12 protein-coding genes are annotated in these 16,255 nt (G+C 43.6%); 6 read left to right on the top strand and 6 right to left on the bottom strand.

The features are described 5' to 3' along the window. Positions 1 to 171: 171 nt before the first annotated feature. Entirely contained in the window at positions 172 to 2,184 is a 2,013-nt protein-coding gene (locus ABD894_RS05025) for an ATP-binding protein (protein ID WP_345209896.1), read from the top strand. On the opposite strand, the gene ABD894_RS05020 is transcribed toward ABD894_RS05025, so the two are convergent. Next, positions 2,181 to 2,801, bottom strand: coding sequence for an L-threonylcarbamoyladenylate synthase (locus tag ABD894_RS05020; RefSeq protein ID WP_345209895.1), 621 nt, complete (start codon positions 2,799 to 2,801; stop codon positions 2,181 to 2,183). The genes ABD894_RS05025 and ABD894_RS05020 overlap by 4 nt on opposite strands. A gap of 95 nt (positions 2,802 to 2,896) precedes the next feature. Beyond that, complete coding sequence (locus tag ABD894_RS05015) at positions 2,897 to 3,430, bottom strand: YceI family protein (protein ID WP_345209894.1); 534 nt, start codon at positions 3,428 to 3,430, stop codon at positions 2,897 to 2,899. A gap of 178 nt (positions 3,431 to 3,608) precedes the next feature. Between ABD894_RS05015 and ABD894_RS05010 the strand changes: the two genes are divergently transcribed. Continuing rightward, positions 3,609 to 5,249: an FMN-binding glutamate synthase family protein gene (locus ABD894_RS05010; protein WP_345209893.1), complete on the top strand. Its 1,641-nt coding sequence runs from the start codon at positions 3,609 to 3,611 to the stop codon at positions 5,247 to 5,249. 351 nt (positions 5,250 to 5,600) lie between these two features. Here ABD894_RS05010 and sucC read toward each other — a convergent pair whose 3' ends face one another. Then, complete coding sequence (sucC, locus tag ABD894_RS05005) at positions 5,601 to 6,794, bottom strand: ADP-forming succinate--CoA ligase subunit beta (protein ID WP_345209892.1); 1,194 nt, start codon at positions 6,792 to 6,794, stop codon at positions 5,601 to 5,603. A gap of 173 nt (positions 6,795 to 6,967) precedes the next feature. Here sucC and ABD894_RS05000 point away from each other — a divergent pair, with 173 nt between their 5' ends. Genes ABD894_RS05000 through ABD894_RS04985 form a run of 4 tightly spaced genes read left to right on the top strand, consistent with a single transcriptional unit; the run spans position 6,968 to position 10,076 of the window. Beyond that, positions 6,968 to 7,621, top strand: a complete 654-nt coding sequence (locus ABD894_RS05000) for an ABC transporter ATP-binding protein (RefSeq protein WP_345209891.1) — start codon at positions 6,968 to 6,970, stop codon at positions 7,619 to 7,621. A 3-nt stretch (positions 7,622 to 7,624) separates the two neighbouring features. Then, on the top strand, positions 7,625 to 7,936 hold the full coding sequence (locus ABD894_RS04995) for a hypothetical protein (protein WP_345209890.1): 312 nt from the start codon (positions 7,625 to 7,627) through the stop codon (positions 7,934 to 7,936). Continuing rightward, on the top strand, positions 7,926 to 8,534 hold the full coding sequence (locus tag ABD894_RS04990) for an HAD family hydrolase (protein WP_345209889.1): 609 nt from the start codon (positions 7,926 to 7,928) through the stop codon (positions 8,532 to 8,534). The genes ABD894_RS04995 and ABD894_RS04990 overlap by 11 nt, the downstream gene beginning before the upstream one ends. A 60-nt stretch (positions 8,535 to 8,594) precedes the next feature. Continuing rightward, positions 8,595 to 10,076: a S41 family peptidase gene (locus tag ABD894_RS04985; protein WP_345209888.1), complete on the top strand. Its 1,482-nt coding sequence runs from the start codon at positions 8,595 to 8,597 to the stop codon at positions 10,074 to 10,076. Positions 10,077 to 10,147: 71 nt separating this feature from the next. Here the strand turns inward: ABD894_RS04985 and smc are convergent, their stop codons facing one another. The 3 genes from smc to ABD894_RS04970 all read right to left on the bottom strand — a co-directional run bounded on the left by smc (position 10,148) and on the right by ABD894_RS04970 (position 16,222). After that, positions 10,148 to 13,690, bottom strand: coding sequence for a chromosome segregation protein SMC (gene smc, locus ABD894_RS04980; protein WP_345209887.1), 3,543 nt, complete (start codon positions 13,688 to 13,690; stop codon positions 10,148 to 10,150). A 124-nt stretch (positions 13,691 to 13,814) separates the two neighbouring features. Continuing rightward, positions 13,815 to 15,248: a glycogen-binding domain-containing protein gene (locus ABD894_RS04975; protein WP_345209886.1), complete on the bottom strand. Its 1,434-nt coding sequence runs from the start codon at positions 15,246 to 15,248 to the stop codon at positions 13,815 to 13,817. Further along, a complete protein-coding gene (locus ABD894_RS04970; RefSeq protein WP_345209885.1) occupies positions 15,248 to 16,222 on the bottom strand; it encodes an aspartyl protease family protein in 975 nt (324 codons plus the stop codon). Before ABD894_RS04970 ends, ABD894_RS04975 begins: the two co-directional genes overlap by 1 nt. Between the last annotated feature and the right edge of the window lie 33 nt (positions 16,223 to 16,255).

The raw sequence follows: 16,255 nt of genomic DNA, 5'->3' as shown, positions 1-16,255 counted from the left end.
CATTTGAAATCAATTAACATCCTATATTATCACTATTAACTAAATTAAAATTAACGGGTAAGGCACTATGTGTACTGCTTACGTATATCTAAGCACGATATGATATCAATTCTGCAAAGAAAGCTGAATGACATTTCTATATCAAGAAAACTGTATTTCACAATAGCGATCATGGCGGTGCTGATCACGCTCGAATTGTGTACACTATGGTTTGCTATTACTACGCTGTCTTCTGTCCGTTCGTATGTAAACGGTGAGGGCTTGTGGTCTAAATCGCAGAAGGACGCTGTGCTGAGGCTGCGTATTTATGCCTATTCGCATAAGGAAGAAGATTATATCGCGTTTAAAGATTTTTTGAAGGTGCCGCTCGGCGATAGCAAAGCCCGTAAAGAGTTGCTTAAACAAGAGCCCGATATAGCCATCACCCGCCAGGGTTTTATAGAAGGCCGTAATCATCCCGATGATATTGACGGCATGATCAGGCTGATCAGGAATTTTCATGATGTATCTTATCTCGAAAAAGCATTCACCGCTTGGTCTAAAGCCGAAGCCATGATGTCGCAACTGATTCCCATCGGCGAAAAAATGCACAGCATGATATTGGACGGTGCCCCGCAAGTGCAAATTGATGTACAGTTGCAAAAACTGGCATCCATGAACAACGAAGTAACCAAACTGGAGGATGTATTCTCCTACACGCTTGGCGAAGGCGCCCGCTGGCTCGAGGGCATTGTGTTGAAGCTGCTGCTTACACTATCGCTAACCATTGGTACTACCAGCATCATTATAACGGTATCGGTAAGTAATGGTATTGAGCGGGGTATAAAGGCTATTATTGACGGGGCCAGGCTGATAGGGCAGGGTATTTTAGATACCCGTGTTAAGGTGTACTCAAGCGACGAAATCGGTCAGCTGGCTACCTCGTTCAACTCCATGACCGATAAGCTTGAAAAAAACATCCACGACCTTAAAGTGGTAGAAGAAAACCTGACCCGGGAGAAGGAAAAAGCCGAGGCATCTGAAAAGGTAAAGCAGTTATTCCTGGCTAATATGAGCCACGAGATCCGCACGCCGCTAAATGCTATATTGGGTTTCGCGCGTTTGCTTGACGAATCGAAACTGAATAAAGAACAGCACGAATTTATCCGGACGATCATCCGTTCGGGCGATAATTTGCTGGTGATATTGAACGATATTCTTGATTTTTCGCGTATTGAAGCTGGTAAGATCATTTTTGAAAGCCTGCCATTTAAACTGAAGGATATACTGAGTTCGGCCTATAATATTATGCAGCCGAAGGCGCTCGAAAAACACATCAATCTCACTTACCAAACCGGTGGCGATGTACCTGCCGTATTAATTGGCGATGCCGTACGCCTGAACCAGATATTGCTTAACCTGATATCAAACGCTATAAAATTCACCGATAACGGGGATGTAAGCATCTCCGTAGTATGTGCCGAAGAAACTGCCGATGACATAGTGGTTGAGTTTGTAGTGAAGGACACCGGCATAGGCATACCGCTGGATAAGCAGGATAAGATATTTGAGGTGTTTGAACAGGCCATCAACAGCAGCGTGCGTAAGTTTGGCGGTACAGGTCTGGGTTTGAGTATAGTTAAGCAGTTGGTTGAAATGCAGGGCGGCACCATATTCCTGAACAGCCATCCTGGCGCGGGTTCGGCATTTCATTTCAGGTTATCATTTAAAAAGGCTAAAAAGAAAGATCCTTTTGCACCGGCCGAAACAGCGGTTGTTGAGCGGCAGGATATTTTTAACAGGATAGGTAAGGGCAAAAAGGTATTGGTAGTTGAGGATAACAAGATCAACCAGTTATTGGTGGTAAAGGTGCTTAAAAAGCAGGAATTTGAAATTGACATTGCCGACAATGGTAAAATTGCCGTTGAAAAATTAGAAGACGGTCATTACGATATTGTATTGATGGATTTGCAAATGCCAGAAATGGACGGTTATGAGGCTACTGTGTACATCCGGAATATGACATCGCCCAAAAAGAATATACCCATTATAGCCATGACGGCGCACACCATAAAAGGGGAATACGAGCGTTGCCTGGAAATAGGCATGAGCGATTATGTATCAAAGCCATTTAGCACTACCGAACTATACAGTAAAATAAAGCAGCAGTTAGAAAAATACGAAGCGGTTAAGCAGGATAATTAAAGATACAGTTCCAGGTCGCCTTTACCTTCACGTATCACTTCGAAGTCGCCGGATGTGCAATCAATAACGGTTGAAGCCACATTGCCGCCATATCCACCGTCGATCACTATGTCCACCTTGTCTTCATACTTCTCATAGATCAGTTCGGGGTCGGTAGAGTATTCGATGATCTCGTCTTCGTCCTTAATAGAGGTTGACAGGATAGGGTTACCTAAAACCCGTACAATTTCGCGCGCTATATCATTATCGGGCACACGGATACCTACTGTTTTTTTGTTGGAACTTAACAGCTTGGGCACCATGTGGCTGGCGTTAAAAATAAAGGTGAACGGCCCCGGCAATGCTTTCTTCAGCACACGGAAAGTGGTGTTATCGATGGGCTTTATATAGTCGGATATATGGCTGAGATCGTAACAGATGAACGAGAAATTCGCTTTTTCGGGTTTGATATTACGAATGCGGCAAATAGCTTCGATAGCGCGGTGGTTGGTAATATCGCAACCTAAACCGTAAACGGTATCGGTAGGGTAAATGATGAGGCCGCCTTTACGCAATACTTCCACCACCTGTTCAATTGCTTTAGGGTTAGGATTTTCGGGGTATATTTTTATTAACATAGTAGTATAGCAAATATACTCCTAAAAAGGTTTTAAAATAACAAAGCCATCTGTAAAACAGATGGCCTCATTCCTATATATCAACTTCAGAAAAATTATTTTTGTTTAGCGAATTGTACGTTGAAGATCAATTTAATGTCTTCACCTACAACGATAGAACCTGCTTCGGTTACGCCATCCCAGGTTAAGCCGAAATCTTTACGGTTAATTTTACCGGTTACTTCAAAACCAGCTTTGGTGTTACCATAAAAGTCATCAGCCGAGCCGCCAAATTCAGCGGTTAATGTTACCGGTTTGGTTACGTCTTTAATGGTAAGGTCGCCTTCTACTTTATATTCGTCGTCACCTGCCGCGGTTATTGCAGTTGATTTGAAAGTGATCTTTGGATATTTTTCAGCATCAAAGAAATCTGCCGATTTCAGGTGACCATCGCGTTGCTCTTGGTTGGTAGCAATGCTGTCAACATCTAAAGAGAAATCAACTTCGCCGCCTGTAATGTCGTCACCTTCGGTTTGCAAAGTGCCTTCAAATGTTTTGAAAAAACCTGTTACGGTTGAAATTACTAAGTGTTTTACTTTAAATTGTACTTCTGAGTGGGTTGGGTCTAATGCCCATTTTGTAGTTGCCATGATTGTAATGATTGTTGTTTTTAAATTGTTTTATGATACAAATATACAAATAGATGTTTAAACATGTAATTTGATTTTTCTAATTTACATTTGCCAGACAATGGGGTAGGTGTTTAACCACATAAGTACATAAAATGTTTAACCTTATGGTTAGATTTACATTTTTTAATTATTATTTATGAGAAAGCTTTTCGTTATATCGGCCATTGTAATACTGGGTTTGGTAGGCGGGTGGACTATTATCTGGCCACCGGCTGCCTGGGCATTGGTTATACTGCTACCCATCTTTGCATTAGGCGTTTACGATATGTTTCAGCCGAGGCACAGTATTGTGCGCAACTTCCCGGTATTCGGGCATTTGCGTTTTGTGATGGAAGATCTTCGCCCTAAAATATACCAGTACTTTATTGAGAGCGATACCAACGGAACGCCGTTCAACAGGCAGTACCGCAGCGTGGTATATCAGCGTGCTAAAAAGGTTGATGATACCCGCCCTTTCGGTACCGAGTTAGATGTATACCAAAACGGTTACGAGTGGCTAAACCACAGTATTGCCGCTATCGATCATTCAAAGCTCAATTTGCATCCACGGGTTAAGGTGGGTAACGAGCAATGCGCTCAACCTTATATGGCCAGCATTTATAATATATCGGCCATGAGTTTTGGCTCGTTGAGTGAGAACGCCATACTGGCCCTTAACAGCGGCGCGCAAATAGGCGGCTTTGCCCATAATACCGGTGAAGGTGGCCTGAGCGATTATCACCTGAAACCCGGCGGCGATATTATATGGCAGATAGGTACAGGCTACTTTAGCTGCCGCAACAAAAACGACACTTTTAACGAAGAAGCCTTTGCCCAGCGAGCCGTGCTGCCGCAAGTGAAGATGATAGAGATCAAACTATCGCAAGGAGCAAAGCCGGGACATGGCGGTATTTTGCCCGCGGCCAAGGTAACGCCGGAGATAGCACGCATCCGTTTGGTGGAAATGGGGGAGGATGTAGTGTCGCCACCATACCATACCGCGTTTAGTACCCCTACGGAGATGATGCAGTTCATCAAAAAGCTGCGTGAGCTTTCGGGCGGTAAACCGGTGGGCTTTAAATTGTGCATTGGTCATAAAAGTGAGTTTTTAGCTATCTGTAAAGCGATGATCGCGTTGCAGATCTACCCTGATTTTATAACGGTTGATGGTGGTGAAGGGGGCACAGGCGCGGCACCGCTGGAGTTTTCAAACTCGGTAGGTATGCCGCTGCGTGAAGCGCTGGCTTTTGTGTATGATGCCCTTACGGGATTCGACATTAAAAAGCATATCAAGCTGATCGCTTCGGGCAAGGTGGCTACAGGTTTTGACCTGGTGAAGAACTTCGCATTAGGTGCCGATATGTGCAACAGCGCCCGTGGTATGATGTTCGCCCTGGGTTGTATACAAGCTTTGGAGTGCAATACCAATACCTGCCCAACAGGCGTGGCCACACAAAATAAAAGCCTGATGAAAGGCTTGGTGGTTGACGATAAAAAAACGAGGGTAGCCAGTTTTCATAACTTAACGGTAAGCAGCGCCATACAAATGATTGGCGCGGCCGGTCTGCAAAAGCCCTGCGATCTGCACCGTCAGTTCATTTACCGCAGGATAAGTCCTAACCAGATCCAAACCTATGCCCAGCTGTTCCCTTATATCCCGATAGGCAGCCTGCTTAAAACGCCCTACCCATTACAATATGAACTGGATATGGCCATCAGCAGCGAACATACCTTTGTACCTGATTATAATAAGGTGGGTGCTGTAGAATATGGGGGAGCGAGCGCTTATACGTCATGATATTTAGGTTGAGCGAATGCTTTATTTGCCTTACTTAAATCGTCCTCTTTAAAGAAGAATAGCTGCTAAGTTAAGGGTTTAAGCAAAGTGTATAATTAACTCACCCGGTCTACGCTTCGCTGGACAGCCCTCTCTCCGACTTTGCTGTAAAGAGGGCTGAAAAAAAAATAATAACACCCCCCTCTTTCCGCTTGCGGAGAGAGGGGTGACGAGCGAAGCGATGTCGGGGTGAGTCGATATAACGTTACCCTCTCAAGCAAACATTATACATAAAACAAGAAAAGCCACGCTGATGCGTGGCTTTTCTTGTTTTTAAGATGCTATCTCACATCTAATATCTCGAATCTAACTTTAGTTAGCCAAAACTTCTTTAACTCTTTCAGCAGCTTCTTTTAATAAAATAGCTGAGAATACTTTCAGGCCTGAGTTATCTATCAGTTCTTTTGCTTCGGCAGCGTTGGTGCCTTGCAAACGTACAATGATAGGTACAGGTATGTTGCCAATTTCCTGGTAAGCATCAATAACACCTTGTGCAACACGGTCGCAACGTACTATACCACCAAAAATATTGATCAGGATAGCTTTAACGTTAGGGTCAGACAGGATGATGTTGAAACCAGCTTTAACAGTTTGCGCGTTAGCAGTTCCGCCTACGTCAAGGAAGTTGGCAGGTTCGCCGCCGGCAAGTTTAATAATATCCATGGTAGCCATAGCTAAACCTGCACCGTTAACCATACAACCTACGTTACCGTCAAGTTTTACATAGTTAAGGTTTGATTTGCTTGCTTCAACCTCGGTTGGGTCTTCTTCGGCAGTATCACGTAAAGCGGCATAATCCGGGTGACGGTATAACGCGTTATCGTCAAGGTTTACCTTAGCATCAACTGCTAATATTTTGTTATCAGATGTTTTTAGCACCGGGTTAATCTCAAACATTGATGAGTCGGTAGCTATATACGCTTTGTAAAGCGCGGTGATAAACTTGGTCATGTCTTTAAAGGCATCGCCCGAAAGACCAAGGTTGAAGGCAATTTTACGTGCCTGGAAACCCTGTAAACCAACTTTAGGATCTATTTCTTCTTTAAATATTTTATCCGGAGTGTGCTCTGCAACTTCTTCAATGTCCATACCACCTTCGGTAGAGTACATGATAATGTTGCGGCCTTTAGCGCGGTCAAGCAAAACGCTGATGTAAAACTCCTTGGTTTCGCTTTCGCCCGGATAGTAAACATCCTGCGCTACTAATACTTTACTTACTTTTTTACCTTCAGGTCCGGTTTGCGGGGTAACTAACTGCATGCCCAAAATAGCGCCTGCTTTTTCTTTAACCTCATCAAGGTTTTTAGCAAGTTTAACACCGCCGCCTTTACCACGGCCACCGGCATGTATTTGTGCCTTTACAACTACCCAGCTTGAATTATAATCATCCTTTAGCTTTTGTGCAGCTTCAACAGCCTGGTCAACAGTGTCGGCAACTATACCTTCCTGAACCCTTACACCAAAGCTTTTTAATATGGCTTTACCCTGATATTCGTGAATATTCATAGTCTTTTAAAGTATTTGCGGTAAATCTACACTTTTTTGTATTAAGTGAAAGTTTAGTGTGTTATTAAGTTGATTTGTTAGATTAAACTGACAGGCTATATTACTGTTTTATTAATTTAAGCCCATCATTAATTGGGCAGATTAACTACTCACTAAATTTTTACCTTTGCAACATGCTCAAAGCACAATCCATACATAAATCATACGGTCAGCTGCAAATACTTAAGGGTGTAGATCTGGAAGTTAACCGCGGCGAAATTGTTACTATAGTTGGCGCGTCCGGCGCAGGCAAAAGTTCGCTCCTAAATATATTAGGTACGCTGGACAGACCCGATTCGGGCAGTATATTCATAGGCAACATCGAGGTAAATAAACTGAACAATAAAGCATTGAGCGGTTTCCGTAATCGCGAGATCGGTTTTATCTTCCAGTTTCATCATTTACTGGCCGAGTTCGACGCGCTGGAAAATGTATGTATCCCGGCTTTTATTGCCGGTAAATCAAAAGCTGAAGCAGGCAAAAGAGCTACAGAACTACTGGAGCTGTTAGGCCTTGGTGACAGGCTGCACCATAAACCCAACCAGTTATCGGGTGGTGAGCAGCAAAGAGTAGCTGTGGCAAGGGCGCTGGTGAATGATCCGGCGCTGATATTTGCCGATGAACCATCGGGTAACCTCGACTCCACCAATGCCCGCGAACTCCACGAACTGTTTGTAAGGCTGCGGAACGATTTTAACCAAACCTTTGTTATCGTAACCCATAACGAAGATCTTGCGGCACTATCAAACCGTAAGGTATTAATGAAAGACGGATTGATTGCACAGTAACCCATGCCTTATACTTTAATAACCCATGCCACATCCGCGGCAGCGCATAAAATAAAGAACGCTTTAACCGGCAAGCAGGTAATACTGGGCGACTATAAAGACCTGCCCGATTTTATGCTGAAACCCGGCGCTATGATCAAACTGCCCGATCCGCAGGCGGCCAGTTACGCGCACCTGATGCTTACCCTTTGCCTTGATAATGATATTGAAGCATTGTATCCTTTAAAACAGGAAGAAATGCTGCTTTTAAAAGAGGCCGAACTACTATTTAACGAATACAATATTTATATACTAACACCCGCTAATGAAATATAGCGATATAGATCAGCGTAAAACCGCCTTTATATTTGAGCTGGATAATGTGCTTTATCCCGAAAAAGACTACCTGTACCAGGTTTATTACCTGTATGCCAACTTACTGGAATATACCGAACTATGGGATGCCAAAGCCATGGTAAGTCTCATGGCTAAAACCTACGAAGAAAAAGGTAAGGATGAGGTATTTAACGTATTGCAGCAAAAATTTAATGTCGACGAAAAATACCGCGCCAACTTTGATGATATGCTGCTAACCGCCAAGGTACCCCTGATGCTGTTGCTGTATAAAAATATGCTCGATTTATTGCAGGCTATTGTGGTCGACCGTAAAAAGATCTTCATTGTAACCAACGGCAATCCGCGGCAGCAACTCAACAAAATAAAGCATACCGAGTGGAACGGTTTAGAGCCGTATTTAACCTGCTACTTTGCCGACGAAGTAAGCGCCAAACCCGAGCCGGATGTTATTAACCAATTGTTAAAAGACCATCAATTGGAGCGCCGGAATGTGGTGATGATAGGCAACTCCGAAGCCGACGAATTATGCGCGCAAGCCGCTGGAACAGATTATTTTAGTTCCGCGCTGTTTTTATAAACCTGTATGTAACAATATTTCGTATCTTCCGTTAATACATTCAAATTATAACACTTACAAATGAAGAAAAATTTACGCCTTGCAGGTATAGCTGTGGTAGTGCTGTTGGCCGCTGCTTGCAGTAAGAAAAAAGATAACCCAAAGCCTGATGATAATACCAATGAGGCGCTGAATAAAATAAAGGATTCTGTTTTTTTTTACGCAAAAGAGGATTATCTATGGTATGACGCATTACCCGCTTATGACGACTTTAAACCACGCTCATTTACCGGGCCTACCGATCTTGATGCTTTGCAAAGTGAAGTAGATGCTATTTCACAGTTTAAAATTAACCCGGTTACAAACCTACCTTACGAATACTATGAACAAAATCCCGGTACTTCAAAATATTCATTTATTGATGAAGGTGGTGTTTCAGGTGAGTTAGGTGGCGCAGCAGGAGATTTTGGTTTTGAACCGGCATTTGCTGTGGGTGGTAAATTTTACATTAAATATGTTTATGATAATTCACCTGCCGCTTCGGCTGGTTTCAAAAGAGGTTATGAAATTCTTTTGGTTAACAAAAAAGAAATAAACAGCTTTACCAATAAAGCATTGGTCAATGCTTTTTACAACAGTAGCGATATAACATTAAAATTATCAAAACCCGATGGAAGTATAATAACACCTACAATTAGCAGGGGAACGTATACCATTAACCCGGTAATTACTCATAAAACTATTACTGCCGGTAGCCATAAAATTGGTTACATGGTATTTAACAGTTTTACTGATCTTGAAAAAAACGCGAAGCCTAAAATTGCTGCGGCTTTTGCTGATTTCGCTAAGGATGGGGTTACAGATCTGGTAATTGATCTTCGGTATAATGGTGGCGGGTATATTTCTACATCTGAATACCTGGCTAATTTGATAGTTCCTGCCGCTAAAAATAATACTACGATGTATACTTATTATTTTAACCAGAATTTGCAGGATGGTAAATTTCCGTTGATCAATAAGAACGTGTTTAATAATCAATTAACCGCCGGCGACTTCAAACCTGAAAATAACATTGTTAAGTTTGCAAAAGAGGGAACTGAAGTTATACAAAAGGTAGTATTTTTAGTTACAGGCAATACAGCATCGGCAAGCGAATTGTTGGTTAACAACCTGTTACCTCATATGGATGTGAAAATTGTAGGTGAAACCACTTATGGTAAACCGGTTGGCTTTTTCGCGATAGACATAAATAAGTACGAATTATACATCCCCGAATTTGAAACTAAAAATTCACTTTCAAAAGGAGGGTATTATCCGGGTATGACTCCCGGCACAACAGATTACCCGGGTAAATCTGTAGACGACGATTTGACTAAAGAATTTGGCGACCCAAGCGAAGCTTTATTAGCTAATGCGATAAGTTATATCAGCGATAATAAATTCTTAGCTACTACATCCAAATCGGGTAATTTAAGTGTTAATTCGATAAAACAAGTGAACGCGATAAACAGCTCATTCACTAATCAACACTTTAGGGGAATGATATTTAATAAGGCTAAATAAACTTATAACGCAAAAAAATGCGGTTATCTAAACAGGTAACCGCATTTTTTTTTGTGCTATAAAGATGTTTTTTAATCGGCCAGTTCGCGTAGGTCGACCGCTACTACGCGCGATATGCCGGGCTCCACCATAGTAACGCCATAAATAACATCGTTGCTGGCTATGGTGCGCTTATTGTGCGATACGATGATAAACTGCGAATCTTTAGAGAACGCACGGATAATGTTGTTGAACTTATCGATATTGGTGTCATCTAACGGAGCATCCACCTCATCAAAAATACAGAAGGGGGCGGGTTTTAACAGGTAGAGCGAGAACAGGATAGCCGTAGCCGTCAGTGTTTTTTCACCACCCGATAGCTGGTTGATAGAAAGCGGGCGTTTTCCTTTTGGCTTCGCGATAATATCGATGTCTGATTCCAAAGGGCGCTGCGGATCGGTGAGTACCAAATCGCAGGAATCCTCTTCATTAAATAGCGAGCGGAATACTTTGATAAAGTTTTCACGCACCATAATAAATGCCGACATGAATTTCTCTTTCGCCGTATCGTCAATCTCTTGTATGGTAGCCAACAGCGAGGCTTTAGCTTCGGCAAGGTCTTTCTTTTGCGATTGGATGAAGGTATAACGCTCATTCATCTCGTTATAGGCTTCTACCGCCATCGGGTTAATAGCGCCGAAATCATCCAGCTGCTTTTTCATCTTCTCTGTCTTCTCGCGCAGATCGGCTTCGTTCTCGTCTGCCGGTACTTCGGTTTCCAACAGGTCTTGTATATCAATGTTAAACTCAACCGATAAACGTTCCTTCAGCGCGTTCAGTTCCAGTTTAAGGCTGTTGCGCTGCTCTCTTAGTTCGTTCTCTATCAGTTCGGCATTGTCTTTTTTGCGGCGCAGTGCCGATATTTCGTTTTCAGTTTCAGCTACTTTGCCCCGCCACGCGTAATATTCCTGCTCGGCTTGTTGGGTGGCCTTTTCCAGTTCTTCTTTCTGGGCATACATCTCCAGCAGGTCATCATCCGAGTGGCCAGACTGCTGTAAGTTTTCCTGAATGGCAGCCTTCACCTTTTCCATCTCGGCATTGTTTTGCCTGATGCGGGTATCCAAACTTTCCTGCTGCGATTCGCGGTATTCCAAATCTTTCATCAGGCCAAATACCTTATTTTGCTGCTGATGGAAGCGGATATTCTCCTGGTTGTAAGCGTTTGAACGTACGGTGACCAGTTCGGTAAGTTCGGTAAACTCGGCCTGCTTATCTACCAGCAAATCGTTCTGCATCAGCTTTTGCTCTTTCAGTTCGGCAAGGTGCGGATGCAGCGTTTGCATCTCTTCGTGAATACTGTTGATCTTGCGGGCAATATCTTCCTTACGGTTAAGGCTGTTCACTATAAATTCCTGGTATTGTTCCTGCCGAGTTTTTATGGTGATAAATTCGGTATTCAGGCGGTTAAGCTCCTGTTGCTGCTGCTTAATTTCGTTGGCTTTGACGGCGGCTTTCATCGAAGTTACTTTGCCTTGCAAGTCTTCCTGTTGCTGTTTGGCTGCATTAACCTGCGCGTCGAGTTGCTTGATCTCTTTTTGCAGGTTCTCCAGGTTTTTTGCACGACCGATCCGTTTACCCTCAAACAAACCCACCGAACCACCGGCCATGGTATGCTTTGATTTATTGAACTTACCGCTTTTACCCAGTATAATTACGTGGGGCGGCAGGTCGGCGCTGTTCAATTCTTCTTCGTTATCGTCGTTTACCAAATACACATTTTTGAGCAGGTGGTTGCATAACGATTGATAGCGTTTTTCTACCTCGGTAACGCTCAGCGCCGGGATCCATTTGCTATCCACACTGCCCGAATCGGCAACGCTGTCGGTAGTGTAATTGCTTAATATAAAGAACTGTGCACGGCCACGGGTGGCATTGCTCAACAGGTTGATCGCTTTTATAGCCTCGTCATACGTGTCAACCACGTAATGGTTCATCAGCGGTTCTAAATAGTTCTCAATGGCAATGCGGTATTCCTCACGGCAAAAAAGCACATCGCTAAACAGCGGCGCGTTTTTAGCCCAGTCGGTATTCTTTTTCAGGAAACGTATCGATTCCGGGAAACCTTCGAGGTTGTCAACCAAACTTTTGGTAAGGTTATACTCGTTCTGCTTGGCATCCAGCTTGCGGCTATCGGCGGTAATGGTATCTTTCAGCGTGCCGATGTTCCTTTCGGTGTCGGCAATTTGCTCCTGTAGTTTGGTTTCAAAATCAACTGCCTGCTGGTATTCGCTTTCTAAAGCTTCGGTACGGCCTTGCAGTTCGGCAACGGCGTCGTTAAAGTGCGAAAGTTCGGCCTCCTTATTGGTGGCGTCCTCCATATTGCGCTGACTTTCCTGCTCTAAAGCCTGCTGCTGTATCTGCAATATATCAAGGTCTTTTTCGGCCTTGTATACCTGGCTTTGCAGCCTGTTGTTGATATTGGTGATTTCGGTAAGCTGGTTACGGTCGTTGGTTTGCTGTTCGCGCAGATCGTCAACGGCTTCTTTCAGGTCAGCAACCTTGCTTTGTACGGTGAGCAGGTTTTCATCTTCCTGCGCCTTTTCTTCGGCAAGACGTTTAAGGTTGTACAACACATGGTTCAGCTGACCGCGGTCGCGTTCAAGCTCTTCGCTTAAGCGTTTTTCTTTATCCTGCTGAAACTTCAGCTGCTCGTTCTTTATTTTCTTTTCACTCTCGTAAGCACGTATTTTTGATACGTATTCGTTAGTGGTCTTTTGTTGTAGCGATAGATTTTTTTCCCGGGTTATGCTATCCAGTTTTTGCTGCTGCACGGTGGCTTCCAGCGTATCTATCTGCGCTACTATACCCGATTTATCGCCGCGTTGTGCCTGTTCCAGATCTTCTATCTTAGCCAGCGACTCACTGAACGAAGCTATCCGGAACGAAGCCAGCATAATGCTGAGTGTTTTATACTGATCTTTTAAGCGATAATAACGCTCGGTTTTTTTAGCCTGGTTTTCCAGCGTTTTCAGGTTCTTTTCTATCTCGAAAAGCAGGTCTTCCACGCGTTCCAGGTCGGCCTCGGTGTTCTTTAGTTTATTAAAGGTCTGCTTTTTGCGAAGCTTGTATTTCGATATGCCCGAAGCTTCCTCAAATAAGTTACGCCTCGAACCCTCTTTGTTGGTAATGATCTCGTCGATCATTTTCAGCTCGATGATAGAATAGGAGTCGGAGCCGATACCCGTATCGAGGAAAAGGTCGGTAATGTCCTTCAGTCGGCACTGTACATCGTTGAGGCGGTACTCGCTGTCGCCGGTACGGTAAAGCTTACGGGTAATGGTAATGTGCGAAAACTCGGTAGGCAGTATGTTTTTTGTGTTATCGAAAGTGAGCGATACTTCGGCAAGGTTGGCTGCCTTACGGGTTTTGGTGCCGTTGAAAATGATGTTCTCCATCTTTTCCGACCGCAGCGCGCGCGTGCTTTGTTCGCCCAATACCCAGCGTATCGAATCAACCACGTTTGATTTTCCGCAGCCATTTGGCCCAACAATACCGGTAACACCATCATTAAAATTAATGGTGATCTTATCCCCGAAACTCTTGAACCCCTTGATTTCTAACCGTGTAAGCTGCATTTATGTTTAACCGTACCTCGCTGTATTTTAAGGCTCTTAAAATAGCTATAAAAATTGATATTCCCCCAACCCCTGAAGGGGGAGCGTAACTATTATATTTGCTCCCCTTCAGGGGGCCGGGGGGTTACTTATCAACCCATATAATGGAGTTGTTGGTGCCTTGCTGGTTGGGTTCCCAAAGTTTGTTGCCGGGGTCAATTATCCAGTTGCCGTCAACAATGTATTTGTAGTGGTGTTTGCCCGGCTTAAACCGCATGCTGATCACCCATTCGTCGCCTTTGCGGCCCATGGTATATTGTTCCGGGTCCCAATTGTTAAAATCGCCTGCAATCCTTACTGTTTGCGCGTTATTGTATCCTTTTAACCTGAAAGTATGGTTAGCACCTACCGATATAAATGAATTGGTAATGCCGTCACTAACCGCATAGCAGTTGTTGGAGGGGTCGGTTATCCACTTATTATCTGCTATAAATTTGTATTGATAGTTGCCGGCAGCCATGGTTACGGGCAATACCCATTCGTTATTAACACGCTTTAAAAATAATTGGTTGGGCTTCCAACCGTTAAAGCTGCCTGCAACACATACCTTTTTTGCATCGGCATAGCCCTTTAAACTAAAGTTGATGGTTTCCCCGAGATTAATCACGGATGTGGCTACGCCCTTTTCGTCTGTTACTTTTTTAGTATTGGCCGGGTCGGTTATCCAGTTGCCGTCAACCATAAAACGATAGGTGAACATGCCGTCGTTGAGGTAGATCTCCGCCCGCCAGCTTTTACCGTTTTTAACAAGCGGAATTTCATTAGCATTCCATTTATTAAAACTACCTGCTACACTCACCTTTTTAGCGTTGTTATAGCCCGCCAGCTGAAAAGTGTAATTATACCTGTAGTAAATAGAGTTTGTTCCGTTATAGCCATCCTCTTCGTGCAGCAGGTTGTACTTATCGCTCATCCAGCGGCCGTTTACTATAAATTTGTAGGCGTATATGCCCGGTTGCAGTTTAACGTCGCTGATCCAGCCGCTGTCGGTTTTGAGCATGCTGGTTTTGGTGAGGCTCCAGGTATTAAAACTTCCCGAAAGCATCACCTTGCGTGCATCAGTATTGCCTGGTAAAAAGAAACGGGTAATACCCGATGGTAATTCATCAACCGTAACACGGCTAAATTTGTTTACGCCATAACTCACCTCGCCGGGATAGCCGGGAATGCCTTCTGTTTTAATAAGATCGGTAGTGATCAAAAATGGTTTTGAAGGGGCATTGTCGTGGTTAATGGTGATGGGTTTCTTGAACTGAACAACCTTGCCATTGTTCTGTATCATTTTCCAGCCTTCTTTGTATATATGGTAAAAATCGCCTTTTTGTATTTTTGAGGCACTTAAACCCGGCATGCCCGCCCTTTTAAGTATGGTGTCCATTTCGGCTTTTGAGGAGCGGAGATCTATCAGTAAAATAAACTCGTCTTTGGCAGCAATCAGGTTATTACGGTTTTGGGCGTACGCAATTACATCGCTTAAAAGCAACGCGAATACCAATAATATCAGCCGCCATACCCTCATTATTTGTAAGTATACATTTCAAATTCCTTTTTCACAAAATTGATGGTAAATATTCCGCGGATAAAAAAGTCGTACCCCAGTATCCCATCAACCGAATGCCCGTAGGCCTTGCCAATATTATCGAGGTTGGTAACCATTACCCGGTTCTTCATAAAAGCCTGGTCGCCAATTATCAAGTTATCAAACTTAGCTGTAAGCACCTGGAAAGTACTGCCGCCAACGCCGGTAAGTGTTGATGTACTTTGTACCTCCATCACAGGCAATATTTTTTTAGACCGCCGATAATCCAAAAGGTTTGTTTCGGCACCGGTATCAAACGCGAACCAGGTAGTGTTTTTGTTTACGCTGCCTTTTAAAAATATTACATCGTTCATTAACTTGAACGTTGTTTTGAGGAAAGGGTTGTGATAGATGAGTTCTGAAGCAGGTATAAAGCCGTCTTCATCCAGTTTGTGGATGTACATTACATTCTGTATCACATCTACCGTGATAGCAAATTTAGAGAACAGGCGTGTGCCCAGCAGCCCCAGTATTTTAATGTTACGGCCATTCTCTATTGCCGACAGATCGGTGACATCGGCCTTTAGCCGTTTGTAATATAAATCGAAGATGGAAAAATTGGTGACCTCGGTAGTGAAGGTATTAGACACCTCACCATTAATACCGCCCGATTCCTGGTTCATGATAGGGGGCATATCCCTGAAGTAAGTGGCGTTAAGTACCAAATGAGGCGCGCCGGTATCCAGCACAAAGTTGCCTGCCACACTATCAACCTTTGCCTCCACTATAATTAGGTTGCCTGCACGTTTTATGGGTATTACGAGGGTTTTAAAATCACCTTGCGGATCAGGGTCGGGATCATCATACGCCTGTGGAAAATATATGCCGCCAATTTTACCGTCCATCGCGTAAGTACTCTGCCGAATGCCCGCTGATAGCAGTAAAATAATAACATATATATACAAGTTGCGCATGGTAAGGTTGTACTTACCTAATAGACGGCTTAT

Origin of the sequence: Mucilaginibacter gynuensis (genome assembly GCF_039541195.1) — a bacterium.
Classification (GTDB): domain Bacteria; phylum Bacteroidota; class Bacteroidia; order Sphingobacteriales; family Sphingobacteriaceae; genus Mucilaginibacter; species Mucilaginibacter gynuensis.
The sequence above is the reverse complement of the archived record's forward strand: the minus strand, read 5'-3'. Positions and strand labels throughout refer to the sequence as shown.